The sequence below is a fragment of the Pseudomonas sp. 1D4 genome (assembly GCF_001728925.1).
Lineage (GTDB): Bacteria > Pseudomonadota > Gammaproteobacteria > Pseudomonadales > Pseudomonadaceae > Metapseudomonas > Metapseudomonas otitidis.
The window spans coordinates 42,693-66,758 of sequence record NZ_LXJQ01000035.1; the positions used below are offsets into that span (position 1 = coordinate 42,693).

The window sequence follows — 24,066 nt, forward strand, 5'->3', positions numbered from 1 at the left end:
GTCGTCCCACAGCCCGTAATCGAACTTATAGGACAGACCTCTTCAACTTTCCGGATAGACAAAGCGGACAAACGCCTTGATCCAGCACAATAAGCGTTACCCCAATAGCGCCCGTGCGTTACCCCATGCCCCGTCGAGGTACGGATTTTCCGGCGAGTGTTCGCCCACTAAACGGATAGACCCCCACCCCTCAGCCATCTCCTAATGAGCTCCACCGAGTCACCGCCTGGAGCCCCTCATGCCCATCACGACAAGAAGCCTCGACGATTGGAAGGCCTTCATAACCGGCTGCCTGGACTTCCGCCCGCAGGACGGCGTGTTCCGCATCGCCCGGGACATGTTCACCGAGCCAGAGCTGTTCGACCTGGAGATGGAGCTGATCTTCGAGCGCAACTGGATCTACGCCTGCCATGAGAGCGAGATCGCCAACGCCAACGACTTCATCACCCTGCAGGCCGGCCGCCAGCCGCTGATCGTCACCCGCGACGCCAGCGGGCAGTTGCACGCCCTGGTCAACGCCTGCCAGCACCGCGGCGCCACCCTCACCCGTGTCGGCAAGGGCAACCAGTCCACCTTCACCTGCCCCTTCCACGCCTGGTGCTACAAGAACGACGGTCGCCTGCTGAAGGTGAAGGCGCCCGGCGAATACTCCGAATGCTTCGACAAGACCACCCGCGGCCTGCGCAAGGCCCGCATCGAGAGCTACAAGGGCTTCGTCTTCGTCAGCCTCGACACCCAAGGCAGCGACCGCCTGGAGGACTTCCTCGGCGATGCGCGGGTGTTCTTCGACATGATGGTGGCCCAGTCCCCCACCGGTGAGCTGGAGGTGCTGCCCGGCCGCTCCAGCTACACCTTCGATGGCAACTGGAAGCTGCAGAACGAGAACGGCCTCGACGGTTATCACGTGAGCACCGTGCACTACAACTACGTCGCCACCGTGCAGCACCGCCAGCAGGTGGACGCCGCACAAGGGACCGCCAGCGCCACCCTCGACTACAGCAAGCTCGGTGCCGGCGACGCCGAGACCGACGACGGCTGGTTCTCCTTCCACAACGGCCACAGCGTGCTGTTCAGCGACATGCCCAACCCCAGCGTGCGCCCCGGCTACTCCAGCGTGATGCCGCGCCTGGTGGAGGCCTACGGCCAGGCCAAGGCCGAGTGGATGATGCACCGCCTGCGCAACCTGAACATCTACCCCAGCCTGTTCTTCATGGACCAGATCAGCTCCCAGTTGCGCATCGTGCGGCCGCTGGCCTGGAACAAGACCGAGATCATCAGCCAGTGCATCGGCGTCAAGGGCGAGTCGGACGCCGACCGCGAGAGCCGCATCCGCCAGTTCGAGGACTTCTTCAACGTCTCCGGCATGGGCACACCCGACGACCTGGTGGAATTCCGCGAACAACAGCGGGGCTTCCAGGGGCGCCTGGAGCGCTGGAGCGACATCTCCCGGGGCCACCCGCGCTGGGCCACCGGAGCCACCCGCAACAGCGAGATCCTCGGCATCGCCCCGCTGATGACCGGTGTGGAGTGCACCCACGAAGGCCTCTACGTCAACCAGCACCGCCACTGGCAGCGCTTCCTCCTCGACGGGCTGGAGCGCAAGGCCCTGCACCCCAAGGAGGTGACCGAATGAACGCGCCGCTGCAGCACCGGATCGAGCAGTTCCTCTACCGCGCCTGCGAACTGTGCGACGCCCAGGACTGGGACGCCTACCTGGCGCTGTTCGACGAGCAGTGCGAGTTCCACCTGCCGCAATGGGACTCGGAGCACGTCTACACCCGCGACCCCAAGCGCGAAATGTCGCTGATCTACTACGCCAGCCGCGCCGGGCTGGAAGACCGGGTGTTCCGCATCCGCACCGGCAAGGCCGCATCCACCGTGCCCATGCCGCGCACCCTGCACAACATCAGCAACGTGCGCATCGCCGAGCAGGCCGATGACCAACTGGAGGTGCGGGTCAACTGGCACACCCTGTTCCATCGCCTGGGTGAGAGCGGGCAGTTCTTCGGCCACGCCACCTACCGGCTCAAGCCCCATGGCGACAGCTGGCTGATCACCCGCAAGCACATCCTGTTGCTGAACGACCGGATCAACGCCGTGCTCGACTTCTATCACCTCTGAACCGGACTCACGCCATGGATCACAAGGTCGCCCTCAGCTTTGCCGATGGCACAACCCAGTTCCTCACCGTGCAGGGCAACGAGCGCCTGCTGGACGCCGCTCTGCGCCACGGCCTCACCCTGCCCCTCGACTGCCGCGAAGGCGTCTGCGGCACCTGCCGGGGGCTTTGCGAATCGGGCCAGTACAGCCTCGACTACGCTGACGAAGAAGCCCTGTCGCCCGAGGAACTGGCCGAGCGCCATATCCTGGCCTGCCAGACGCGGGTGCAGTCCGATGCCACCTTCCGCTTCGATTTCGACGCCAGCCTGTGCAACGCCGCCCCGCTGACCCAGCGTGAAGCGCGGGTCACCGCCCTGCAACGGGTGTCGTCGGCCGCAGCAATCCTGGAGGTCGAGGCCGAAGGCACCCCGCTGGACTACCTGCCCGGCCAGTACGCCCGTCTGCAGGTGCCCGGCACCGAAGCACACCGTGCGTACTCGTTTGCAAACCGTCCCAACCCGCACAACCGCCTGCAGTTCCTCATCCGCCTGCTGCCCCAGGGAGTGATGAGCGACTACCTGCGCGAGCGCTGTAAGATCGGGGATGTACTTCAACTGGAAAGCCCGCTCGGAGCCTTCTACCTGCGCCAGGTGGAGCGCCCGGTGGTCATGGCGGCGGGCGGGACGGGGCTCTCGGCCTTCCTCGGCATGCTCGATACCCTGGCCGAGCAGGGCTGCCAGCAGCCCATCCACCTGCTGCATGGCGTTCGTCAGGCGGCAGACCTGTGCGAGCACGCGCGGATCGAAAGCTACGCCGAGCGTCTGCCCGGCTTTCGCTTCACACCGGTGGTCAGCGAACCCGGCGAAGCCGACTGGAGCGGCGCGCGGGGCTACGTGCCCGAGCAGCTGGACGCCGATGCATTGCGGGAACAGGCCTTCGACCTCTATGTGTGCGGGCCACCGCCCATGGTCGATGCGGTCAAGGCCTGGTTGGAGTCCAACGCGCTGGGCCAGACGCGGCTGTACCTGGAGAAGTTCCTCGACAGCGGCACCTGAGCCGCTAGAGGTAGACCCCGAGGTTCACCATCATCGCCGAGTTGCCCAGCAGCACCAGCTCAGCGCCCACGGGGCCCAGGCGGGCCCCGAGGGACGGGATCAGCACCGGCGCCACACCGAAGCGGTTGAGCGGGATCTTGTCGCGGTACTCACCGCGGTAACCCTGCAGCAGCCCGCCAGTCACCTTCAGGTAGACCGGCGCCACATCACTGTCGAAACGCTTGCCCACGTAAGCGTACTGGCTGCGTTGGCGAAACGAGTTGCGGAAGGTCGCCCCACCCGCCACCACACCACCATCGGCCTGGTACTCCAGGCCGATGAGGTTCTGGTGGTTGTTGTGCTCGGGGTCCGGATGGAAGTGGCGGGTGTAGACGCTGGTCTGCAGGTACCAGGCCTCCTCGGCCGCCACCGGCAGGGCCAGCAGCAGCGACAGGCAGAGCGAGGACAGGAGTCCGCGACGGATCATGACGTTCAGGACCTCGGGTCAGGTAAAAGGCCCGACAGCCTGCCTGAACGAAGCTGAACGATCCCTGTCCAGCGGCGTCTTCCTGCGACGGGCTCGCTCAGGGATGTCCGATCCTGCCGCCTGGATGAAGGCGCCGGTTCCGCACAAGTAACCAGTCGATACCCGCTGCAGAGCACACGGCGCGGAGTCACGCTGAAAGCAACGACCTCGGCACCCAGCGGGCCGGGGCCAAACGCTTTTGCGACCCTACGCACGAAATGCCATCACTGTGCCTTCACGGTTCTTGACCCCTTCGACAGGTCATCTATAGGCTCGCCGCCCTTTCGCATACCCACCCACTCAGACAAGGATGCCTGACACGATGCACCCGCTCGCCCGTCGCCATCACCTCGCACTTGCCATCACCCTTGCCACCCTTACCCAGGCGGCACAAGCCGACACCGTCGATATCACCAATTCGACGCCAGCCACTCTTTCCGGGGCCTACAACGGACTGACCCTGACCGGCGGCGTCAACGCCAACCGGGAGTCGCTGATCGACGTGACAGGCCAGGTCAATGGTGATCTGGTCAACAACGCGGACATGAGCATCAATGGGCTGGGTGTAACCGGCATCAACGGCACGCTGTACCTGGAAAATGGGCGCGTAACCGGGAACATGGTCAACAACGGCCAACTGGTCAGCCACGATATCGCTGACTACAACGTTTCACTGGCCGGAAGGATCAATGGCAGCTTCATCAACAACGGCCTGATCGAAAAGACCGGTGACCGTGTCCCCGGCACTCCCAACCTTTCCGTGAGCGGCGCAGTGATCGCCGGAAACCTGATCAACACAGGCACACTGCGCGCCACCGGCAATCGCGCGATTGCCCTTGAAATGGAAGACAGCACCATAAGCCTGGTAGACAACCAGGGCATGATCTTCGCCGATGGCACCAACGTAACCGCCTTGTCGCTCGGCACCGGCATGACCCTTGGTCAAAACAACCTGCTCAACCACGGCACCCTCGAAGCACGGGGTACCGGCGCCACCGCCGCACGCATCGTCGATGACCACATGCTGACCAACTACGGCACCGTACTCTCGGATGATGTGGCCGTGGACATCAGCACCGTGCGCGAGAGCACCTATGCCCAGATGAGCGGCCTCACCAGCGGCGTGGTGGCGGTCAAGGGCCAAGGCGACAACTACATGTGGCTGGAGGGAGGCGAGATTCGCGGCAACATCACCGGCATGCGCCTGATAGAAGTCGGAGGAGCCGGCGTCACCCTGGACAGTGCCCTGATCAACTCGCGCTACCTGGACGTGGAGAGCGGCACCCTCACCCTGCTGCACCCAGGCACCGTCCTGAACGGTGACTTCGAAACGCTCAGCGCCGACCTCAACCTGGTACTCAGCAATACCACCGACCCGAACACCCCCTTCTTCCGGGTCAATGGACTGGTGGGAATCGATTACAGCCAGGGCAGCCGAGTCCTGATCACCCCCAAACCCAACGACTTCAGCCTGAGCGGCCCGCGCACCTACCAGTTGATCAGCGCCAACACCTGGACCAACACCCCCAGCGCTCCAGAAAGCACCTCCGGCCTGCTGCGCGTCCTCAGCCACAGCTTCGATGGCCAGGTGCTCAGTGCCGAGGTGGAAACCCTCAGCGGCGTTGCCGCCGCCAGCCTGGTGGCCAACCAGGGCGCCTCGCGCCGCGCCCAGCGCGCCCTGGCGAGCTTCTCCGCGCAGATGCCGGCATTAGCTGCAGATGACCCGGTGTTCCTCAGCCTGGCCGCTGCCGATGCAACCCGCACCGCCGAGATCGCCGAGCAACTGGCTCCCGAATCCAACGGCGCCAATGCCCTCGCCCCCATCGCCGGCCTGCGCCTGCTGGAGAGCGCCACCCAGCAGCGCAACGAGCCGGCCGGCGACCCGGCACGCGGCCCCCGTGCCTGGGTCAGCCTGCTGGACAACCGTGGGCACACCGGCGAGCGCGACGGTGCCCGTGGCTTCGACCAGGACACCCAGGGCATCGCCCTCGGCCTGGAGCAGGCCTTCGGTGACCAAGGCCTCGCCGGCGTCGCCTACAGCCACTACCAGGGCAACAGCGACAGCCACACCGGCAACACGCTGGACACCAAGGGCCACCTGGTCAGCCTCTACGCCCACCAAGGCTGGGGCCCCTACTTCGTGGATGGCAGCCTGTCCATGGGCTGGTTCGAGCACGACAGCCGTCGCTACATCACCGGCACCCGCGCCTCCGGCGACCAGGACGGCCAGCAGTACGGCACCAGCCTGATCGGCGGCTACCGCCTGGAGCTGGACAGCCTGCTGGTGGAGCCCCGCCTCGGCATGCGCTACACCCGCGTGGAGCTGGACGGCTACCGCGAGCACGGCTCCTCTGCCGCGCTGAAGGTGGAAAGCTCGCGCTATGAAAGCGGCGAAGTCGGCGCCGGCCTGCGTGTAGCCGGCCTGTTCCCCCTGGCCGGCGGCCGCCTCATGCCGGAGGCCTCGCTGATGGCCTGGCACGACGGCATCGGTGACCGCAGCGATACCCAGGCGCGCTTCCTGGTGGGTGGTGAGGCCTTCACCACCCCGGGCGTCCGCCAGGGCCGCGACACCGTCGAAGCCCGCCTCGGCGTGCGCTACGACCTGGGCGACCTGACCCTCGGTGCCGGCTTCAGCCGTACCCAGCGCAGCGACGCCCAGTGGAACAGCGCCGGCCTCACCGCCGCCCTCGCCTTCTGAGCCAACGGCCCGCGCTCAGGCGCGGGCCAGCGCTTCCGCCTGGCGGATCTGCTCCGGCGTGGGCCGCACGCCGGTATAGAGCACGAACTGCTCCACCGCCTGCAGCACGATGACCTCACCGCCGCTGATCACCCGCTTGCCCAGGGAACGGGCCAGGCGGATCAGCGGCGTCTCCACCGGGACCGCCACCACATCGAAGACCACTTCGGCCGCCGCCACCTGCTCGACGCTGAACGCCAACTGACCGGCCTCCGGTCCGCCATCCATGCCCAGCGGCGTGACGTTCACCAGCACCTGCGCCACATGGCCCTCCGCCGAAGGCACCCAGTCATAGCCACAGGCCTGCGCCAGGGCCAGCCCGGACACCGCATTGCGGGCCGCCAGGGTGCCTCGGGCGAAGCCGCTGTCGTGCAGGGCAACGGCCACGGCCTTGCCCATCCCGCCACTGCCCCGCAGCAGCAGCGTCGAGGTCGGGTCCACGGCATGGCTGCGCACCAGGCTGGCGACGGCCAGGTAGTCGGTGTTGTAGCCCGTCAGGTGGCCCTCGTCGTTGACGATGGTATTCACCGAACCGATGACCGCCGCCGACGGGTCCAGGGCATCCAGATAGGGGATGCAGGCCTCCTTGAAGGGCATCGACACCGCGCAGCCCCGGATGCCCAACGCCCGCACGCCGCCGATGGCCGCCGGCAGGTCCGTGGTGGTGAAGGCCTTGTAGACGTAGTCCAGCTCCAGCAGATCGTAGAGCGCGTTGTGGAAGCGCGTGCCGAAGTTGCCGGGGCGGCCGGACAGCGACATGCACAGCCGGGTGTCCTTGCTGAGGATTCGGGCCAAGGGGCCTCCTGTTTCGAGTGAAGTCGGGGCACCGTGCGCAAACCGGGCACCGTCCCTGACGATCCGGGGCGACGCCCAAATGCAAAGGCCGGAAGCCCCCGCGGAGCGCTCCGGGAAACCTCCGGCCTCATTGCAACGACCTTTTAGTGGTCGTGCTTGCTGCCGCCACGGCAGGTCGGCGAATCCGGGGCAGCACCCTGCTGCGCCCACTCCTCGGGGGTGTAGGTGTGCAGGGCCAGGGCGTGGAACTGCCCCATCAGCTCACCCAGGGCCGCATAGGCCTTCTGGTGACGGCGCACCGCATTCAACCCGGCGAATACCGGGCTGACGATCACCGCCTTGTAGTGGGTTTCCTGGCCACGGCTGTGCATATGGCTCTCGTCCAGCACATCGAGGTGCTGGGGCTCGAGGGCCGCGAAGGCGGCCAGGATACGGTCACGCATGCTCATGGCGGGCTCCGATCACTTCTTCTTCTGATCCTTGGGTGCCAGCTCGTCGTTCATGTCCGACAGCAGCTTGTTCACTTCCGGCACGGCGGATTCGAGGCGGGACTGGGTCAGCTCGGCGGATTGCGCGGTCAGGGACGGCATCTTCTCCAGCACCTTCTTGCCCAGGGGCGACTCGTAGAAAGCAATCAGGTCCTTCAGCTCGGATTCGCTGAAGTTGGTGGTGTAGATCTTCACCAGCTCCGGCTTCAGCTTGTCCCAGCCCACGGCCTTGTCCAGGGCGGCGTTGGCCTTGGCCTGGTAGCGCTCCAGGGTGGCCTTCTTGTCAGTCGGCGCGTTGGCCTTCTGGTAGTTCTGGGCAAACATCTGCTGCACCTGGGCATACACCGGCACGGTCAGCTTGTCGGCGTGGGCAAGCTTGAGGAAACGCTCGGCGTTGGCGGCATGGCTGGCGGCATCGGCGAACACCTGGCCGCTGGCACAGGCCAGCACGATGGCGGAGCAAACGAGACGGAGCTTGGTCATTGGGGTTCCTTGGTATGAGCGGTACGGGCCGAGCCCGTGGGCGGGCCATTCTGCGCTCAAGCCCGCTGGGGGCTCAAGCCATGGATGCGGCCGTGCATCACGGCCAAACGCGGGTTGGGGTGCCGTCCGTCCAGGGTCCGGCGCGGGCACTTGCCGGCTGCCAGTGCGCTGGGCATCCTTGCGCCCCACCGATGACAACACCGTGAACGGCACCCCAGCTTGGGCCGCCGTGTGCGCGTAATGTTCCCCGCCCCACGGAAGACAGACACCCACAGGGACCCTGAATGACCAGCCCCACCCCGGCCCCCGCCGAACGACAGCCCCTGTGCGACGCCCGTGGCCGCCTGGAGCCATCGGCCATCGGCTGGTCCGAGCGGCCACGGCTGGACTGCGCCATCCCCGGGCACTTCGGCCGGCGCAAGCGCTGGAACCACTGGTGCATCACCACCCCCGGCTGGATGCTCTCCATCACCCTCGCCGACCTCGATTACATCGGCTACTGCGCCGCCTACTTCCTCGACCTGGAAACCGGCCACGCCGTGACCCACTCCCAACTGCGCGCCCTCGCCCACGGCTGCCACCTGCCCGATGTACCGGTGGCCAGCCACGGCTTCAGCCACCCGCGCCTGCACCTGGAGGTGGACGAACTCCCCGGCCGCGCCCGCATCAGCGTCGCCGTGCCGGACATCGGCGGCCAGCCGCTGCAGGCAACCCTCGACGTGCAGCGCCCGGCGCACCTGGACTCGGTCAACCTGGTCGCCCCCTTCGCCAACGGCGGCTTCCACGCCAGCACCCGCCAGCTCGGTCTGCCGGTCACCGGCAGCGTGCGCCTGGGTCGCCAGCAGTATCCCTGTCTACCGGGGCAGAGCTTCGCCGCCCTCGATTTCGGCCGGGGCGTCTGGCCGCTGAACAGCCACTGGACCCGCGCCGCCTTCGCCACCGTCGGCGGCATCGCCGGCAACTTCGGCGCAGGCTGGACGGACGCCAGCGGCGAGACGGAAAACGCCCTCTGGTTCGGTGGCGAGCTGTCGCGCCTGAACGGCCCGGTGCACCTCCGGCAAGGCCCGGAAAACGGGCTGTCCCCCTGGCAGCTCGGCAGCGACTGCGAGCGCGTGCGCCTCACCTTCACCCCGCGCCAGTTGCACCATGCCAACCCGCGCCTGGGCCCGCTCTACGCCGACACACGCCAGTGGTTCGGACGCTTCGACGGGGTCCTGCTCGGCCCCACGGGCGAGCGTGTGCCCGTGGGCAACGCCCTCGGCTGGGTAGGCCACACCCGCGCGCGCTGGTAATCCACCCCCAGGCGTTGAACCCAAGGGCTCCGGCGCAGCCTAAACTGCGGAAAAAACCGAACCTGGAGCCACGCAATGAGCCGAACCGAAACCGACAGCCTGGGCCCCGTCAGCGTCGCCGAAGACGCCTATTGGGGCGCCCAGACCCAGCGCTCGCTGGAAAACTTCGCCATCGGCGAGGAACGCATGCCCCTCCCCGTGGTGCATGCCCTGACCCTGGTGAAAAAGGCCGCCGCCCGGGTGAATGGCCGCAACGGCGGCATCAGCCCGGACATCGCCCGCCTGATCGAACAGGCCGCCGACGAAATCCTCGCCCACCAGCACGACGACCAGTTCCCCCTGGTGGTCTGGCAGACCGGCAGCGGCACCCAGAGCAACATGAACGTCAACGAAGTGATCGCCGGCCGCGCCAACGAACTGGCCGGAGGCCCACGGGGCGGCAAGAGCCCGGTGCACCCCAACGACCACGTCAACCACGCCCAGAGCTCCAACGACAGCTTCCCCACCGCCATGCACATCGCCGTGGCCCAGGCCATCCACCGCGACCTCCTGCCGGCGCTGGCCGAGCTGACCGGTGGCCTGGCCGAGCAGGCGGCGCGCCATGCCCGCCTGGTGAAGACCGGGCGCACCCACCTGATGGACGCCACGCCCATCACCTTCGGCCAGGAACTGTCCGCTTTCGTCGCCCAACTGGACTACGCCGAGCGCGCCATCCGCGCTGCGCTGCCGGCGGTCTACCAACTGGCCCAGGGCGGCACTGCCGTCGGCACCGGGCTCAACGCCCCCCACGGCTTCGCCGAAGCCATGGCGGCGGAACTGGCGGCGCTGGCCGGGCTGCCCTTCGTCTCCGCGCCCAACAAGTTCGCCGCCCTCGCCGGGCATGAGCCGCTGGTGGCCCTCTCCGGCGCGCTCAAGACCCTCGCCGTGGCGCTGATGAAGATCGCCAACGACCTGCGCCTGCTGGGCTCCGGCCCCCGGGGTGGCCTGGCGGAAGTCAAGCTGCCGGCCAACGAGCCAGGCAGCTCGATCATGCCCGGCAAGGTCAACCCGACCCAGTGCGAAGCGCTCTCCATGCTCGCCTGCCAGGTGATCGGCAATGACACCACCATCAGCCTCGCCGCCAGCCACGGGCACCTGCAGCTCAACGTGTTCAAGCCGGTGATCGCCCACAACATCCTGCAGTCCATCCGCCTGCTGGCCGATGGCTCACGCAACTTCCAGCGCCACTGCGTGGCCGGCATGGAGCCCGACGCCGCGCGCATGGCCGAGCACCTGGAGCGCGGTCTGATGCTGGTCACCGCCCTCAACCCGCACATCGGCTACGACAAGGCCGCGCAGATCGCCAAGAAGGCCTACGCCGAAGGCACCACCCTGCGCGAAGCGGCCTTGGCCCTCGGGCTGGTGAGCGAGGCCGACTTCGACGCCTGGGTGCGCCCGGAAACCATGCTGGAGGCCGGCCAACATGGTTGACTCCGCCAAGCACGGCGCCACCCCGCTGGAAGGGGACGGCAAGCGCATCCTGATGATCCTCGGCTCGCCCAAGGACAACAGCCTGTGCGGCGCCCTGGGCGACGCCTATGCCCAGGGCGCCCGTGGCGAAGGCCACGTGGTGCGGGTGCTGAAACTCAGCGAGATGGCCTTCGACCCGGTACTGCACCAGGGCTACGACCAGAGCCAGCCCCTGGAGCCGGACCTGCTCGAAGCGCAGCGGCAGATCCACTGGGCCCAGCACCTGGTGTTCGTCTACCCGGTCTGGTGGGGCGGCGTGCCGGCCCTGCTCAAGGGCTTTCTCGACCGTGTGCTGTTGCCGGGCTTCGCCTTCCGCTACCGGGGCCCGCGCAACTGGGACAAGCTGCTGGAAGGCCGCACCGCTGACCTGCTGGTGACCCTCGACACGCCGCCCTGGTACTTCCGCTGGGTCTACGGCGCCCCCGGGCACCGCCAGATGAAGCGCACCATTCTCGGCTTCTGCGGCATCCGCACCCGCCACCTTGCGGAGTTCGCCCCGGTGCACACCTCCACCGAGGAGCAGCGCCAGGCCTGGCTGCGACGCGCCGAAACCCTGGGCTCCCGCCCCTAGCCGGGCTCCAGCAGTGCCTCGTCCACCGCGTACTTCACCCGTACGCGGTTGAGATAGAGGCACTCGCTGGCCACCAGCCGCCCTTCCTGGCCCTTCTCGCGCACATCCCGCCAGATCTCGTTGAGTCGCAACACCTCGCCCCCCTCACGGATGAAGCGGTGCCCGCGCTGGTAGACGTGGTAGCGGAACGGCCGGGGCGCCGCACACAGCAGCAGCCCCTCCAACTGGTGCTCGGCCACCTTCAGCGACAACTGGAAGGCCTGGTCGGTGGGGTTGTGCAGCACCAGGTCGATGTAGTTGTAGAAGATCGCCGCCCCGGAGCCGAACGGCAGCACCCGTCCCTCATCCGGGAAGGGATCGAAACTGTGGTTGGCCCGCTCCACCACGCGCAGCGGCGAATGCAGCGCCATCCAGTGGATCAGGTTGCTCAACTGGCACACCCCGCCGCCAATGCCGGAACGCGCCTCGCCGAACGACAGCTCCATGCCCTCGACGAACCCACGCCGCGCCGTGGGCCGGCCGAGCAACTGGCAGAAGGAAAAATACTCCCCCGGGCCGATCACCACGCCGTCCATGCAGGCCACCGCCAGGCGCAGGTTGATCACCTTGTTGTGCTGCAGCGCCAGGTCGCTGTCGCCCAGCCGGCGGATCAGCTTGGAGGTGTGGCGCATGTAGCGGTACGGCAGGCGCACGTCCACCACCCGCCCCAAGCGCCGGGACGACAGGCGCCAGTAGAGCGCACGCACCAGACGCCGCTGCCAGACGCGAAGTGCATAAAGCCAGGGGTGATAGAGGGAAAGCGGTTTGCGCATGGGAAGGGTCCGGGGCCGGGGCGCGCATTATGCCGCGCCGCCTGCCCGGTTTCAGGCACCGGGCCACACCCAGGGCCCATCACCCCAGGTGCAGCGCCCGGTAATGGCTGGGCGCCATACCCACCACCTTGCGGAACAGGCGGGAGAAGTAATAGGCGTCCTCGTAGCCCAGTTGCTCGGCGATCTGCCGCACCCCCAGGCTGCCCTCGTCCAGCAGGCGGCAGGCGTGGGCCATCTTCAGCTGGATGAAATCCTGGATCGGCGCGTGGCCGGTCAGGGCACGGTAGGTCTTGGCGAAGTGGAAGCGCGAGAGCTTGAACTGTGCGGCCAACTGGTCGAGGTTCAACTGCTCGTGCAGGTGCGCGCGCATCACCGCCTGCACCGCGTCCACGTCCAGCACCCGCCCGGACTTGAGAAAGCCCCGCGCCGGCAGCACCGCCAGCGACGTCAGCAGCGCCTGCAACTGGTGAGCCGCATGCACATGGTGCCGGGGGTTCAGGCCCTGCTTGCGCAGCCCCAGCAACCCGTCGAAGTCTGCCAGCAGGCGCGGCTGGGCACCGATGCGACGCAGGCCCGGCTCGCCGAGAAAGCGCAGAAAATCCGCCGCCAGCTCCCCCTCGAAGTGCACCCAGTAGATGCTCCACGGGCGCTGCGGGTCGGCGCCATAGGCGTGCATGCGGCCCTTGGGCAGCACCAGCAGGTCACCGCCTGCCACGTCGAATCGTCCATCCCCGGTCTCCAGCCAGCCTTGCCCGGCACGGCAGTAGATCAACAGGTGGTCGTCCGGGGCCAGGCGCAACATGCGGTGCCCGGCGGCGTCCGGGTAATAACCCAGCGCCAGTGGGTAGCAGCCGGCTGCCAAGGGATGGCGGGCCAGCAGACGACGCAGCCGGGGCGGCGTGATCAGGCGGATGCCATCGGCCGGCAGCGGCCAGTTGGAGGTTTCCACGGAGCGGCTCATGGTTGTTCTTCTGGTGGCCAGCAATGCCAAGATCGTCCATCCCGGCACCAAGATCGTCAATCCACAAGCGCTCGAAGCCCCGCTATAAACGACGCACAGAACAACAAAGGGCCCGAGGACGGGCGGAGGCACGCATGAGCAGGACGATTCCCCAGCTGATCGATGGCCAATGGCGCGAAAGCCGCGCCCGCGAACTGATCGAAGTCACCGATCCCGCCACCCAGGCCGTGCTGGCACTGGCGCCCCGCGCCACCGCCGAGGAGATCGAAGCCGCCGTGGCCAGCGCCCGCGACGCCTTCCTCACCTGGCGCGAAGTCCCCGTCCCGGAACGCGCCCGCCTGATGCTGCGTTACCAGCACCTGCTCAAGGAGCACCACGACGAGCTGGCCGAGCTGCTGGCCAGCGAGACCGGCAAGACCTTCGCCGACGCCAAGGGCGACGTCTGGCGCGGCATCGAAGTGGCCGAGCACGCCGCCAACGTGGCCAGCCTGATGATGGGCGAGACGGTGGAGAACGTCGCCCGCGAGATCGACACCGCCAGCTGGGTCCAGCCCCTGGGCGTGTGCGTCGGCATCACCCCCTTCAACTTCCCGGCGATGATCCCGCTGTGGATGTTTCCCCTGGCCATCGCCTGCGGCAACACCTTCATCCTCAAGCCCTCCGAGCAGGACCCGCTGACCCCCAACCGTCTCGCCGAGCTGTTCCTCGAAGCCGGCGCGCCCAAGGGCGTGCTGCAGGTGCTGCACGGCGGCCGCGAACAGGTGGATGCCCTGCTCACCCACCCCGAGGTGCGCGCCATCTCCTTCGTCGGCTCGGTGCCGGTCGGCCAGCACGTATACCGCACCGGCACCGCGCACATGAAGCGCGTGCAGGCCTTCGCCGGGGCCAAGAACCACATGGTGATCCTCCCCGACGCCAACAAGGAACAGACCCTGAGCAACCTCATCGGCGCCAGTTGCGGCGCCGCCGGCCAGCGCTGCATGGCCATCAGCGTCGCCGTCTTCGTCGGCCAGGCGCGGGAATGGATCGGCGAACTGGCCGAGCAGATGGCCCAACTGCGCCCCGGCCACTGGAGCGACCCCCAGGCCGCCTACGGCCCGCTGATCAGCCAGCAGGCCCGCCAGCGCGTGCTGCGGCTGATCGCCGAGGGCAAGGCCGAAGGCGCCGAATGCCTGCTCGATGGGTCCCACTGCGAAGTGCCCGGCTACCCCGACGGCAACTGGCTCGGCCCCACCCTGTTCCGCGGCGTCACCCCACGCATGGGCCTGTACCGCGAGGAAATCTTCGGCCCGGTGCTGGCCTGCGTGGAGGTGGACACCCTCGACGAGGCCATCGCCCTGGTCAACGCCAGCCCCTACGGCAACGGCACCAGCCTGTTCACCCGCTCCGGCGGCGCCGCGCGGCACTTCCAGCACGCCGTGGAGGTGGGCCAGGTGGGCATCAACGTCCCCATTCCGGTGCCGCTGCCGTTCTTCTCCTTCACCGGCTGGAAGGGCTCCTTCTATGGCGACCTGCACGCCTACGGCAAGCAGGCGGTGCGCTTCTACACCGAGACCAAGACCGTCACCACCCGCTGGTTCGACGACAGCCCGGTGAGCGGCCCGAACATGACCATCCAGCTCAAGTGACCCGGACGGGGCTCTGTTAGACGAAAAGGGAATCTCAACCCGCCCGGGACCGGCGTAAAAGGTTTCTCCACAACAACAAGGAGGAACCCCCATGCGCCGTTTGACTGCCACCCTGGCCCTCTGGGCCGGGATCACCGCCTGTGCGCAGGCTGCCGAGCCCATCACCCTCGGCCTCAACTACCCGCGCACCGGCTCGTACAAGGAAGAGGGACTGGCCCAGATGCGAGGCGCGTTGCTGGCCATCGACGAGATCAACGCAGCGGGCGGCGTGCTCGGTCGCACCCTGCGGCTGTCCGCCAAGGACACCGCCTCACGCCCGGAAAAGGCCGTGAAGAACGTCGACAAGCTGGCCGACGAAGGCGCCGTCATGCTCTTCGGCGGCGCCTCCAGCGCGGTGGCCATCGCCTCCGGCGAACGGGCCCGCGAGCGTGGCCTGCTGTATTTCGGCACCCTCACCTACTCCAACGACACCACCGGCAAGAACGGCCACCGCTACCTGTTCCGCGAGTGCAACAACGCCTGGATGAGCGCCGGCGTGTTGGGCCAGTACCTGAGCAAGACCCTGCCCGGCAAACGCTACTTCTACGTCACCGCCGACTACACCTGGGGCCAGACCACCGAAGCCTCGCTGCGCCAGGCCACCGGCAGCCAGGACAGCGCCGGCCACCCCGGCGTGCGCGTGCCCTTCCCCGGCGCCCGCCTCAGTGACTACCGCGACGCCCTCGCCCAGGCCGCTGCCAGCGACGCCCAGGTACTGGCCCTGGTGCTGTTCGGCGATGACCTGGTGCGCGCCATGCGCATCGCCCGCGACCTGGGCCTGACCGAGCGCATGCAGATCGTCGCGCCCAACCTCACCCAAAGCATCGTCGAGCAGGCCGGCCCCGACCTCATGCAGGGCGTGATCGGCACCGAACCCTGGACCTGGCGCGTCCCCGCCCTGGAGAAGTCCGAACGCGGCCAGGCCTTCGTCGAAGCGTTCAAGACCCGCTACGGCCTGTACCCCTCCAGCTCCGCCGCCTCGGCCTACAGCATCGTCCAACAATGGGCCGATGCCGCGCGCCGCAGCAACAGCCTCGACAGCGCAGCCCTGATCAAGGCCCTCGAAGGGCACCGCTACAGCCTGCTCAAGGGCGAACAGCAGTGGCGCGCCTTCGACCACCAGAACCTGCAGACGGTGTACGCCGTCCGGGTCAAGCACCGCGACGAGGTGTTCAAGGACCCGCTCAAGCAGGACTATTTCGAGATCGTCGACCGCCTCGACGCCAGCACCGCGCTTCCCAGCGAAGCCGACTGGCAGGCCGAACGGCGGGCCGCCGGCAAACCCCTGACCCTGCAGTGAGACGCCATGGATTTCGACCTCAGCGATGAACAACGCCTGCTGACCGACAGCGCCCGCGCCTTCGCCGCGCGGGAGCTGGCCCCCCACGCCGCCGACTGGGACCGCGAGCACCACTTCCCGGTAGAGGTCATCCGCCGGGCCGCCGAACAGGGCTACCTGGGGCTGTACATCGCCGAGGACGACGGCGGCCTCGGGCTCACGCGGCTCTCCGCCGCGCTGATCTTCGAGCAGTTGGCCGCCGGCTGCGTGGCCACCACCGCCTACCTCACCATCCACAACATGGCCACCTGGATGCTCGCCTCCTTCGGCGACGCCGCGCTCAAGGCCCAGTGGCTGCCGGGCCTGCTGGACGGCCGGCTGCTGGCCTCCTACTGCCTCACCGAGCCCGACGCCGGCTCCGACGCCGCGCACCTGCGCACCCGCGCCCGGCGCGACGGCGAGCACTACGTGCTGGACGGCAGCAAGTGCTTCATCTCCGGCGCCGGCAGCACCCAGGTGCTGATCGTCATGGCGCGCACCGGCGAAGACGGCGCCAAGGGCATCTCCTGCTTCCTGGTACCGGCCGACGCCGAAGGCATCCGCTACGGCCGCAACGAAGACAAGATGGGCTGGCGCGCCCAGCCCACCCGCACCATCACCTTCGACGGCGTGCGCATCCCCGCCAGCCACCGCATCGGCCCCGAGGGCGAAGGGTTCGTCTACGCCATGAAGGGCCTGGACGGCGGGCGCCTGAACATCGCCAGCTGCTCCCTCGGCGCCGCCCAGGCCGCGCTGGAGCAGAGCCTGCGCTACGTCGAGGAGCGCCGGCAGTTCGGCAAGCCCCTGGCCAGCTTCCAGGCCCTGCAGTTCAAGCTCGCCGACATGCTCACCGACCTCACCGCCAGCCGGCAGATGGTGCGCCTGGCCGCCCACCGCCTGGACCAGCGTCACCCCGAGGCCAGCCTCTACTGCGCCATGGCCAAGCGCTTCGCCACCGACCAGTGCTTCGAAGTGTGCAACCAGGCCCTGCAACTTCATGGCGGCTACGGCTATCTGAACGACTACCCTCTGGAGCGCTGGGTGCGCGACACCCGCGTGCACCAGATCCTCGAAGGCACCAACGAGATCATGCGCGTCATCACGGCGCGCCGTTTACTGGAACAGGGCGGCACACTCGACCGCCTGCCATGACGAATGCGTTAAGGAGATGCACATGAGCACCGCAGTCGAACCCTACAAGACCGGCGTCTTCGACCTCACCCACAAGCTCACCGTGGAGAAGCACGGCCACACCGCCCTGCTCACCATCAACAACCCGCCGGCCAACACCTGGGACCGCGAATCCCTCATCGGCCTCAAGCAACTGGTGGAGCACCTCAACCGCGACGACGCCATCTACGCCCTGGTGGTGACCGGCCAGGGGCCCAAGTTCTTCAGCGCCGGCGCCGACCTCAACATGTTCGCCGACGGCGACAAGGCCCGCGCCCGGGAAATGGCCCGGCGCTTCGGCGAAGCCTTCGAAGCCCTGCGCGACTTCCGTGGCGTGTCCATCGCCGCCATCAACGGCTACGCCATGGGCGGCGGCCTGGAGTGCGCCCTGGCCTGCGACATCCGCATCGCCGAGCGCCATGCACAGATGGCCCTGCCCGAGGCCGCCGTCGGCCTGCTGCCCTGCGCCGGCGGCACCCAGGCGCTGTCCTGGCTGGTGGGCGAAGGCTGGGCCAAACGCATGATCCTCTGCGGCGAGCGCATCGACGCCGACACCGCCCAGCGCATCGGCCTGGTGGAGCAGGTGGTGGACAGCGGCGAAGCCCGTGGCACCGCCCTGCTGCTGGCAGCCAAGGTCGCCCGCCAGAGTCCGGTGGCGGTGCGCACCATCAAGCCGCTGATCCAGGGCGCCCGCGAACGCGCCCCGAACACCTGGCTGCCCGAGGAGCGCGAGCGCTTCGTCGACCTGTTCGACGCCGAGGACACCCGCGAAGGCGTCAACGCCTTCCTCGAAAAGCGCGAACCCAAGTGGCGCAACCAGTGAGAGCCATGCCATGAACGTGAAATTCGAAGAACGCCACGGCCGCGACGGCGCGCGCATCGGCATCGCCACCCTGGACGCCGAGGCCAGCCTCAACGCCCTCAGCCTGCCGATGATCGAAGCGCTGGAGGCCCGCCTCGACGCCTGGGCCAGCGACCCGGACCTGGTCTGCGTGCTGCTGCGCGGCAGGGGACCCAAGGCCTTCTGCGCCGGCGGCGACGTACGCCGGCTGGCGGAAGTCTGCCGCGAGCACCCCGGCGAAGTGCCGCCGCTGGCGGCGCGCTTCTTCGCCGACGAATACCGCCTCGACCACCGCCTGCACACCTACCCCAAGCCGCTCATCTGCTGGGCCCACGGCCACGTACTGGGCGGCGGCATGGGCCTGATGCAGGGCGCGGCGATCCGCATCGTCACCCCCTCCAGCCGGCTGGGCATGCCGGAGGTGAATATCGGCCTCTACCCCGACGTCGGCGGCAGTTGGTTCCTCGCTCGCCTGCCCGGACGCCTGGGCCTGTTCCTCGGCCTCACCGCCAGCAGCATCAACGCCCGTGATGCGCTGGACCTGGGCCTGGCCGACCGCTTCCTGCTGGACGAGCAGCAGGAGGCCCTGCTGGACGGCCTCGCCCAGCTCAACTGGCGCGAACACAGCGGCGCCCAGCTCACCAGCCTGCTGCGGGCCCTGGAAGCCAGCGCCCGCCCGCACCTGCCCGAGGCCCAGTGGCTGCCGCGCCGGGCCCGCCTCGACGACCTGCTGGACGTGGCCGAACTGCCTGCCGCCTGGCACGCCATCGCCGCCCTGCAGCACGACGAGGACGCCCTGCTGGCCCGCGCCGCCCGCACCCTGGCCGCCGGCTGCCCGCTCACCGGGCACCTGGTCTGGGAGCAGATCCGCCGCGCCCGCCACCGCTCCCTGGCCGAGGTGTTCCGCATGGAATACGCCATGAGCCTGAACTGCTGCCGCCACCCGGAATTCCCCGAAGGCGTGCGCGCCCGCCTGATCGACAAGGACAACGCCCCGCGCTGGCACTGGCCGAACGTGGACAGCGTGCCGCGCAACGTGATCGAAGCCCACTTCGAGCCCACCTGGGAGAGTGATCACCCCCTGGCGGACCTCTAGCCCCCTTCCACGCGACCCAAGGAGCACGACAATGACAACAATCGCCTTCATCGGTCTCGGCAACATGGGTCTGCCCATGGCCCGCAACCTCATCAAGGGCGGCCATGCGCTGCAGGTGTTCGACCTGGTCCGCACCGCCATGGACCAGTTGGTGGCCGAAGGGGCCAAGGCCGCCGTCGACGCCCGCGCCGCCGTACAGGGCGCCGAGGTGGTGGTCAGCATGCTGCCCGCCAGCCACCACGTCGAAAGCCTCTACCTCGGCGACGACGGCCTGCTGGCCGGGCTGCCCGCCGGCACCCTGGTGCTGGAGTGCTCCACCATCGCCCCCGAGGCCGCACGGCGCGTGCACACCGCCGCCCGTGAACGGGGCATCGCCCTGCTCGATGCACCTGTCTCCGGCGGCACCGCCGGCGCCGCCGCCGGCACCCTCACCTTCATGATCGGCGGCGAGGCCGAGGCCCTGGAGCGGGCCCGTCCGCTGCTGGGGCTGATGGGACGCAACCTGTTCCACGCCGGCCCGGCCGGTGCCGGCCAGGTGGCCAAGGTGTGCAACAATCAGGTGCTCGCCGTGCAGATGATCGCCACCGCCGAAGCCATGGCTCTCGGCGTCGCCAACCAGCTCGACCCCGCCGTGCTGGCCGAGATCATGCGCCAGAGTTCCGGCGGCAACTGGGTGCTGGAGCGCTACAACCCCTGGCCGGGGGTGATGCCCAACGCCCCCGCCAGCAACGGCTACCAGGGCGGCTTCATGGCCGAGCTGATGGCCAAGGACCTCGGCCTGGCCCAGGAGGCCGCCGGCCGCAGCGCCAGCAGCACCCCCATGGGCGCCCTGGCGCTGCAGCTCTACCGCCTGCTGCTCAAGCAGGGCAAGGGCCGCCAGGACTTCTCCGTGGTGCAGCGGCTGTTCGTCCCGGAGTGAGGCCGGGGCAGGCGTCGACCTGCCGCAGCGCACCGCGCCGATGCGATCGGCTACCATGCGCGCTTCGTTACAACCGGGGCGCCCCATGTCCGACTTCCATCACGCCCTGCTCGACTGGGACGAGCAGGGTCAGCCACTGTCCCGCGAGTTCGGCGACGTCTACTTCTCCCCCGAGTCCGGCATGGCCGAGACCCGCCATGTCTTCCTCGACGGCAACCAGTTGCCGGAGCGCTTCGCCGCGCTGCCCGAAGGCGGTCGCCTGGTCATCGGCGAGACCGGTTTCGGCACCGGCCTGAACTTCCTCTGCACCTGGCAGCTTTTCCGCGAGCAGGCCCCGTCCAGCGCCCGCCTGCATTTCGTCAGCGTGGAGAAATTCCCCCTCGCCCATGCCGATCTGGCCCGCGCCCTGGCACTCTGGCCGTCCCTCACCCCCCTCGGCGATGAACTGCTGCAGCAATACCGCGCCATCAACCCCGGCTTCCAGCGCCTGCTGCTGGACGGCGGCCGCGTGGTGCTGACCCTGCTGGTGGGCGACGCACTGGATTGCCTGCCAAAGCTGGACGCGCGCATCGACGCCTGGTTCCTCGACGGTTTCGCACCAGCCAAGAACCCGCAGATGTGGTCGCCCGAGCTGTTCACCCAGCTCGCCCGCCTCAGCGCACCCGGCGCCACCCTGGCCACCTTCACCAGCGCCGGCTTCGTCCGTCGCAGCCTCCAGGCGGTGGGCTTCGACATCAAGCGCACCCCCGGCTTCGGCAAGAAGTGGCACATGACCCGGGGCCGCTACAACGCCGCGCCGGTCGCCGCCGAACGCCCCTGGTACGCCCGCCCGCCGGCCCACCAGGGCCCGCGCCGGGCACTGGTGATCGGCGGCGGGCTGGCCGGCTGCGCCAGCGCGGCCAGCCTGGCCGCGCGCGGCTGGCAGGTCACCCTGCTGGAGCGCCACGCTGGCCTGGCCGAGGAAGCCTCCGGCAACCCGCAAGGCGTGCTCTACCTCAAGCTGTCCGCCCACGGCACCGCCCTGTCGCGGCTCATCGTCAGCGGCTTCGGGCACACCCGACGCCTGCTCGAACACCTGCAGGCCAATGAGGACTGGCAAGCCTGCGGCGTGCTGCAACTGGCCTTCGAAGACAAGGAGCGCGAACGCCAGGCCGCCCTCGCCCAGGCCTTCCCAAGCGGCCTGCTGCGCACGCTGGACCAGGCCGAGGCGCAAGCCCTGGCCGGCATCGCCCTCCCCGCTGGCGGCCTGTTCTACCCCGAGGCCGGCTGGGTCCACCCGCCCGCCCTGTGCCGCTGGCTCGCCGCCCAGCCAGGCATCGAACACGCCCTGCACCGGGAAGCCCTGGAACTGGTGCGCCAGGACGGCACCTGGCAGGCCCGTGCCGGTGACGCCGTGCTGGCCGAGGCACCCGTGGTGGTGCTGGCCGGCGCTGCCGAGGTGCTGCGCTTCCCGCAGACCACCGGCATGCCGCTCAAGCGCATCCGCGGGCAGATCACCCGCCTGCCCGCCACCCCCGCCAGCGCCGCGCTGGCCACGGTGGTCTGCGCCGAGGGCTATGTCGCCCCGGTGCGCCACGGCGAGCACACCCTCGGCGCCAGCTTCGACTTCCACAGCCAGGACCTGGCCCCCACCACCGCCGAACACGCCGGCAACCTCGACCTGCTGCGGGAAATCTCCACCGACCTCGGCACCCGCTTGCACACCGACCAACTGGACCCGGCGCAGCTCCAGGGCCGCGCCGCCTTCCGCTGCACCACCCCGGACTACCTGCCCCTGGTGGGCCCGCTGTGCGACGCCGACGCCTTCGCCGAGGCCTACGCCGTCCTCGCCCGCGACGCCCGCCAGGTGCCCGACACCCCCGCCCCCTGGCTCGACGGGCTCTACCTCAACAGCGGCCACGGCTCCCGCGGCCTGATCACCGCCCCCCTGGCCGGCGAACTGCTCGCCGCCTGGCTCGACGACGAACCCCTGCCCCTCCCCCGCGACGTCGCCGAAGCCTGCCACCCCAACCGCTTCCTGCTGCGCCGGTTGATCAGGGGGCAGTGACTCAGGGAGAGCCCACCGCGGTTCCTGCGGGGGCTCATCACAGAACCCTCTCCAGATAAATCGTAGAGTTACGGTTCGCAGGGATGCGAACCACCGCCAGCCGCTCTAACACAGGGCCCCGCCTTGGCGGCTTCGCCTGGATCACAAGGAGGTTGCATGGATCGAAATCACTGGGAGTGGGTTGCTGGGAGGTTGGCCTGTTTCCGCTCACCGACCTTCAGGCTGAAACCCGATTACCTGAGCTCTCCTACGGAGGATCCAGAAGCTCGGTGGCTTTCAAATTGGCGGCTTAATCTGCCTGAATTAATAGCCTTGGCTATGCATCTGACGGATGCCGCTAGTTGGAGCTGGCTTCAAGTCTCCATTCACCCAACAGCAACTCCACACTCACTTACGAAGAACTTGCCCTCGAAATCACCCGTGCCGAAGATATCTTCGGTGCACACCAGGCAGGAGCTCTTGCTACAGAATGACACCCGACCCAGTTCTGCCGGTGGTTTTCAAGCACCTAGCCTCATCACCCCTATAGATACGAAAATAAGTGACATCGGTTAGAAGTACCAAATAAATTCACGCCAAATAGGCGGCAAGGCGAATAAGGACCACAAGGAGTTTTAATGAAACGCTCATGGAATGCGATTGCAGCAGCAGGTTTATGCCTGCTTACTATCTCGCTCACCAATGCGGGCACTAGAAAGCCAGAGCTTTCCTACGGCGGCTATAGGAGTGCTATTGAGTGGCAGAAAGCTGCCTATGGATTCTGGATAGCAGCTTATGGAATGACCGGATGCAGCTTCAAGGAGTGGAGTTGGTGGCAAACCTCAGGAACAATAAACGGTATACCCAGTACTAACGCGCAATGCGGCAGTGGGCACTCGCCCATGACAGCCCCTATAAAATTGGTATGCCCCCCAGGGTATGAACCCAACGCGCCCCAAGCACCTTCCAGCTGTAGCAGGCCAGACAACATCCCCGATCTGACAAAAGACAAAGGCGAGCCTGACAGCCCCAAAGCGTGCAAAACGGTTGGAAACCCAATTAATTTCTCTACAGGAAACAAGTACCAGATAGAGACAGACCTCATACTTACAGGGCAATTCCCACTTCAATTCCAAAGAACATACAACAGCCAAGACGGAATCTGGAGACACAACTACTCAACACATCTAAGAAAATCACAAAATAGCGCAACAGTGATAACCGCAGATGGAAAAGAGTATTACTTTGAGATCAACAATAACGAAGCAACCCCTGAGCAGAGCAATTCCGGAAATTTGAAAATGCAAGCCAGCTTTTGGGAATACACTTCGCCCCAAAATGAGCATTTTCTCTTTGACGAGGAAGGCAGACTGTCCAGTCAAACTGAAGTATCGGGGGCAAAATGGCTATTCACTTACGACGGTTTTAAAACCGTCGTCAAAGACGAACACGGCAACTCTTTCAGTTTCACTACCCGCAACAGCGGGCCGGTGTTAGGCCAGTTGCAACCTGTCAGTCTTACAACGGACGCACTCCAGATCGTCTACGTCTACGACTCCCAAGAGCGCTTGACTCAATTGAAAAAGACACAGGGAGGCGTGCAGAAAACACGCATCTATCACTACGACTCCAGCCCAGGATCGCGCCTCCTCACCGGCATCACCGACGAACGCGGCATCCGCTACGCCACCTGGACCTACGACGACCAGGGCCGTGCCATT

General features: G+C 67.5%; 21 protein-coding genes. 15 read left to right on the forward strand and 6 right to left on the reverse strand.

Features of this window, described 5'->3' with window-relative positions; translation table 11 throughout:
* Positions 1 to 238 precede the first annotated feature (238 nt).
* From antA to antC, 3 genes are read left to right on the forward strand one after another with little or no spacing between them, the layout of a single operon-like run.
* Positions 239 to 1,633, forward strand: coding sequence for an anthranilate 1,2-dioxygenase large subunit (antA, locus tag A7D27_RS17730; protein WP_069565595.1), 1,395 nt, complete (start codon positions 239 to 241; stop codon positions 1,631 to 1,633).
* Entirely contained in the window at positions 1,630 to 2,121 is a 492-nt protein-coding gene (antB, locus tag A7D27_RS17735) for an anthranilate 1,2-dioxygenase small subunit (RefSeq protein ID WP_069563270.1), read from the forward strand. The genes antA and antB overlap by 4 nt, the downstream gene beginning before the upstream one ends.
* 14 nt (positions 2,122 to 2,135) lie before the next feature.
* Positions 2,136 to 3,155, forward strand: a complete 1,020-nt coding sequence (gene antC / locus A7D27_RS17740) for an anthranilate 1,2-dioxygenase electron transfer component AntC (protein WP_069565596.1) — start codon at positions 2,136 to 2,138, stop codon at positions 3,153 to 3,155.
* Positions 3,156 to 3,159: 4 nt separating this feature from the next.
* Here the strand turns inward: antC and A7D27_RS17745 are convergent, their stop codons facing one another.
* Positions 3,160 to 3,603 carry a sn-glycerol-3-phosphate transporter gene (locus A7D27_RS17745; RefSeq protein ID WP_069563288.1) on the reverse strand — a complete coding sequence of 148 codons (444 nt, stop codon included), beginning with the start codon at positions 3,601 to 3,603 and terminating at the stop codon, positions 3,160 to 3,162.
* Positions 3,604 to 3,982: 379 nt separating this feature from the next.
* On the opposite strand from A7D27_RS17745, the gene A7D27_RS17750 reads away from it, so the two are divergent.
* Positions 3,983 to 6,358 (forward strand): autotransporter outer membrane beta-barrel domain-containing protein, encoded by a 2,376-nt coding sequence (locus tag A7D27_RS17750; RefSeq protein ID WP_069565597.1) that lies wholly within the window; start codon positions 3,983 to 3,985, stop codon positions 6,356 to 6,358.
* A gap of 15 nt (positions 6,359 to 6,373) precedes the next feature.
* On the opposite strand, the gene A7D27_RS17755 is transcribed toward A7D27_RS17750, so the two are convergent.
* The 3 genes from A7D27_RS17755 to A7D27_RS17765 all read right to left on the reverse strand — a co-directional run bounded on the left by A7D27_RS17755 (position 6,374) and on the right by A7D27_RS17765 (position 8,163).
* Positions 6,374 to 7,192 (reverse strand): shikimate 5-dehydrogenase, encoded by an 819-nt coding sequence (locus A7D27_RS17755; protein WP_165669312.1) that lies wholly within the window; start codon positions 7,190 to 7,192, stop codon positions 6,374 to 6,376.
* 143 nt (positions 7,193 to 7,335) lie between these two features.
* Positions 7,336 to 7,641, reverse strand: coding sequence for a BolA family transcriptional regulator (locus A7D27_RS17760; protein WP_044406615.1), 306 nt, complete (start codon positions 7,639 to 7,641; stop codon positions 7,336 to 7,338).
* A 12-nt stretch (positions 7,642 to 7,653) separates the two neighbouring features.
* Positions 7,654 to 8,163 carry a DUF2059 domain-containing protein gene (locus tag A7D27_RS17765; RefSeq protein WP_069565598.1) on the reverse strand — a complete coding sequence of 170 codons (510 nt, stop codon included), beginning with the start codon at positions 8,161 to 8,163 and terminating at the stop codon, positions 7,654 to 7,656.
* Between the two features lie 284 nt (positions 8,164 to 8,447).
* Here A7D27_RS17765 and A7D27_RS17770 point away from each other — a divergent pair, with 284 nt between their 5' ends.
* The 3 genes from A7D27_RS17770 to A7D27_RS17780 all read left to right on the forward strand — a co-directional run bounded on the left by A7D27_RS17770 (position 8,448) and on the right by A7D27_RS17780 (position 11,535).
* Complete coding sequence (locus A7D27_RS17770) at positions 8,448 to 9,455, forward strand: DUF2804 domain-containing protein (protein ID WP_069563274.1); 1,008 nt, start codon at positions 8,448 to 8,450, stop codon at positions 9,453 to 9,455.
* 75 nt (positions 9,456 to 9,530) lie between these two features.
* A complete protein-coding gene (locus A7D27_RS17775) occupies positions 9,531 to 10,925 on the forward strand; it encodes a class II fumarate hydratase (RefSeq protein WP_069565599.1) in 1,395 nt (464 codons plus the stop codon).
* Positions 10,918 to 11,535, forward strand: coding sequence for an NAD(P)H-dependent oxidoreductase (locus A7D27_RS17780; protein ID WP_069563276.1), 618 nt, complete (start codon positions 10,918 to 10,920; stop codon positions 11,533 to 11,535). Before A7D27_RS17775 ends, A7D27_RS17780 begins: the two co-directional genes overlap by 8 nt.
* On the opposite strand, the gene A7D27_RS17785 is transcribed toward A7D27_RS17780, so the two are convergent.
* Positions 11,532 to 12,347 (reverse strand): VanW family protein, encoded by an 816-nt coding sequence (locus tag A7D27_RS17785; RefSeq protein WP_069563277.1) that lies wholly within the window; start codon positions 12,345 to 12,347, stop codon positions 11,532 to 11,534. The genes A7D27_RS17780 and A7D27_RS17785 overlap by 4 nt on opposite strands.
* A gap of 79 nt (positions 12,348 to 12,426) precedes the next feature.
* Positions 12,427 to 13,308: an AraC family transcriptional regulator gene (locus A7D27_RS17790; protein ID WP_069565600.1), complete on the reverse strand. Its 882-nt coding sequence runs from the start codon at positions 13,306 to 13,308 to the stop codon at positions 12,427 to 12,429.
* A gap of 134 nt (positions 13,309 to 13,442) precedes the next feature.
* Here A7D27_RS17790 and A7D27_RS17795 point away from each other — a divergent pair, with 134 nt between their 5' ends.
* The 8 genes from A7D27_RS17795 to A7D27_RS27975 form a co-directional block, all read left to right on the forward strand.
* Complete coding sequence (locus tag A7D27_RS17795; RefSeq protein ID WP_069565601.1) at positions 13,443 to 14,936, forward strand: CoA-acylating methylmalonate-semialdehyde dehydrogenase; 1,494 nt, start codon at positions 13,443 to 13,445, stop codon at positions 14,934 to 14,936.
* Positions 14,937 to 15,027: 91 nt separating this feature from the next.
* Entirely contained in the window at positions 15,028 to 16,275 is a 1,248-nt protein-coding gene (locus tag A7D27_RS17800; RefSeq protein ID WP_069565602.1) for an ABC transporter substrate-binding protein, read from the forward strand.
* A gap of 6 nt (positions 16,276 to 16,281) precedes the next feature.
* Positions 16,282 to 17,445, forward strand: coding sequence for an isobutyryl-CoA dehydrogenase (locus tag A7D27_RS17805; RefSeq protein WP_069565603.1), 1,164 nt, complete (start codon positions 16,282 to 16,284; stop codon positions 17,443 to 17,445).
* Between the two features lie 22 nt (positions 17,446 to 17,467).
* The gene (locus tag A7D27_RS17810) at positions 17,468 to 18,286 is read left to right on the forward strand and encodes an enoyl-CoA hydratase (protein WP_069565604.1); all 819 of its coding nucleotides are present in this window, start codon (positions 17,468 to 17,470) and stop codon (positions 18,284 to 18,286) included.
* A 10-nt stretch (positions 18,287 to 18,296) separates the two neighbouring features.
* Positions 18,297 to 19,400: an enoyl-CoA hydratase/isomerase family protein gene (locus A7D27_RS17815; RefSeq protein WP_069565605.1), complete on the forward strand. Its 1,104-nt coding sequence runs from the start codon at positions 18,297 to 18,299 to the stop codon at positions 19,398 to 19,400.
* A 31-nt stretch (positions 19,401 to 19,431) separates the two neighbouring features.
* On the forward strand, positions 19,432 to 20,319 hold the full coding sequence (mmsB, locus tag A7D27_RS17820; protein ID WP_069565606.1) for a 3-hydroxyisobutyrate dehydrogenase: 888 nt from the start codon (positions 19,432 to 19,434) through the stop codon (positions 20,317 to 20,319).
* An 85-nt stretch (positions 20,320 to 20,404) separates the two neighbouring features.
* Positions 20,405 to 22,366: a bifunctional tRNA (5-methylaminomethyl-2-thiouridine)(34)-methyltransferase MnmD/FAD-dependent 5-carboxymethylaminomethyl-2-thiouridine(34) oxidoreductase MnmC gene (gene mnmC, locus A7D27_RS17825; protein WP_069565607.1), complete on the forward strand. Its 1,962-nt coding sequence runs from the start codon at positions 20,405 to 20,407 to the stop codon at positions 22,364 to 22,366.
* A gap of 617 nt (positions 22,367 to 22,983) precedes the next feature.
* A partial coding sequence (locus A7D27_RS27975; protein ID WP_256557182.1) for a DUF6531 domain-containing protein occupies positions 22,984 to 24,066 on the forward strand: 1,083 nt, incomplete at its 3' end.

Excerpts from the sequence above, each read along its gene's own strand:
- antA (WP_069565595.1), top strand. The coding sequence starts at position 239 with ATGCCCATCACGACAAGAAGCCTCGACGATTGGAAGGCCTTCATAACC.
- antB (WP_069563270.1), top strand. The coding sequence starts at position 1,630 with ATGAACGCGCCGCTGCAGCACCGGATCGAGCAGTTCCTCTACCGCGCC.
- antC (WP_069565596.1), top strand. The coding sequence starts at position 2,136 with ATGGATCACAAGGTCGCCCTCAGCTTTGCCGATGGCACAACCCAGTTC.
- A7D27_RS17750 (WP_069565597.1), top strand. The coding sequence starts at position 3,983 with ATGCACCCGCTCGCCCGTCGCCATCACCTCGCACTTGCCATCACCCTT.
- A7D27_RS17760 (WP_044406615.1), bottom strand. The coding sequence starts at position 7,641 with ATGAGCATGCGTGACCGTATCCTGGCCGCCTTCGCGGCCCTCGAGCCC.
- A7D27_RS17765 (WP_069565598.1), bottom strand. The coding sequence starts at position 8,163 with ATGACCAAGCTCCGTCTCGTTTGCTCCGCCATCGTGCTGGCCTGTGCC.
- A7D27_RS17770 (WP_069563274.1), top strand. The coding sequence starts at position 8,448 with ATGACCAGCCCCACCCCGGCCCCCGCCGAACGACAGCCCCTGTGCGAC.
- A7D27_RS17775 (WP_069565599.1), top strand. The coding sequence starts at position 9,531 with ATGAGCCGAACCGAAACCGACAGCCTGGGCCCCGTCAGCGTCGCCGAA.
- A7D27_RS17780 (WP_069563276.1), top strand. The coding sequence starts at position 10,918 with ATGGTTGACTCCGCCAAGCACGGCGCCACCCCGCTGGAAGGGGACGGC.
- A7D27_RS17785 (WP_069563277.1), bottom strand. The coding sequence starts at position 12,347 with ATGCGCAAACCGCTTTCCCTCTATCACCCCTGGCTTTATGCACTTCGC.
- A7D27_RS17790 (WP_069565600.1), bottom strand. The coding sequence starts at position 13,308 with ATGAGCCGCTCCGTGGAAACCTCCAACTGGCCGCTGCCGGCCGATGGC.
- A7D27_RS17795 (WP_069565601.1), top strand. The coding sequence starts at position 13,443 with ATGAGCAGGACGATTCCCCAGCTGATCGATGGCCAATGGCGCGAAAGC.
- A7D27_RS17800 (WP_069565602.1), top strand. The coding sequence starts at position 15,028 with ATGCGCCGTTTGACTGCCACCCTGGCCCTCTGGGCCGGGATCACCGCC.
- A7D27_RS17805 (WP_069565603.1), top strand. The coding sequence starts at position 16,282 with ATGGATTTCGACCTCAGCGATGAACAACGCCTGCTGACCGACAGCGCC.
- A7D27_RS17810 (WP_069565604.1), top strand. The coding sequence starts at position 17,468 with ATGAGCACCGCAGTCGAACCCTACAAGACCGGCGTCTTCGACCTCACC.
- A7D27_RS17815 (WP_069565605.1), top strand. The coding sequence starts at position 18,297 with ATGAACGTGAAATTCGAAGAACGCCACGGCCGCGACGGCGCGCGCATC.
- mmsB (WP_069565606.1), top strand. The coding sequence starts at position 19,432 with ATGACAACAATCGCCTTCATCGGTCTCGGCAACATGGGTCTGCCCATG.
- mnmC (WP_069565607.1), top strand. The coding sequence starts at position 20,405 with ATGTCCGACTTCCATCACGCCCTGCTCGACTGGGACGAGCAGGGTCAG.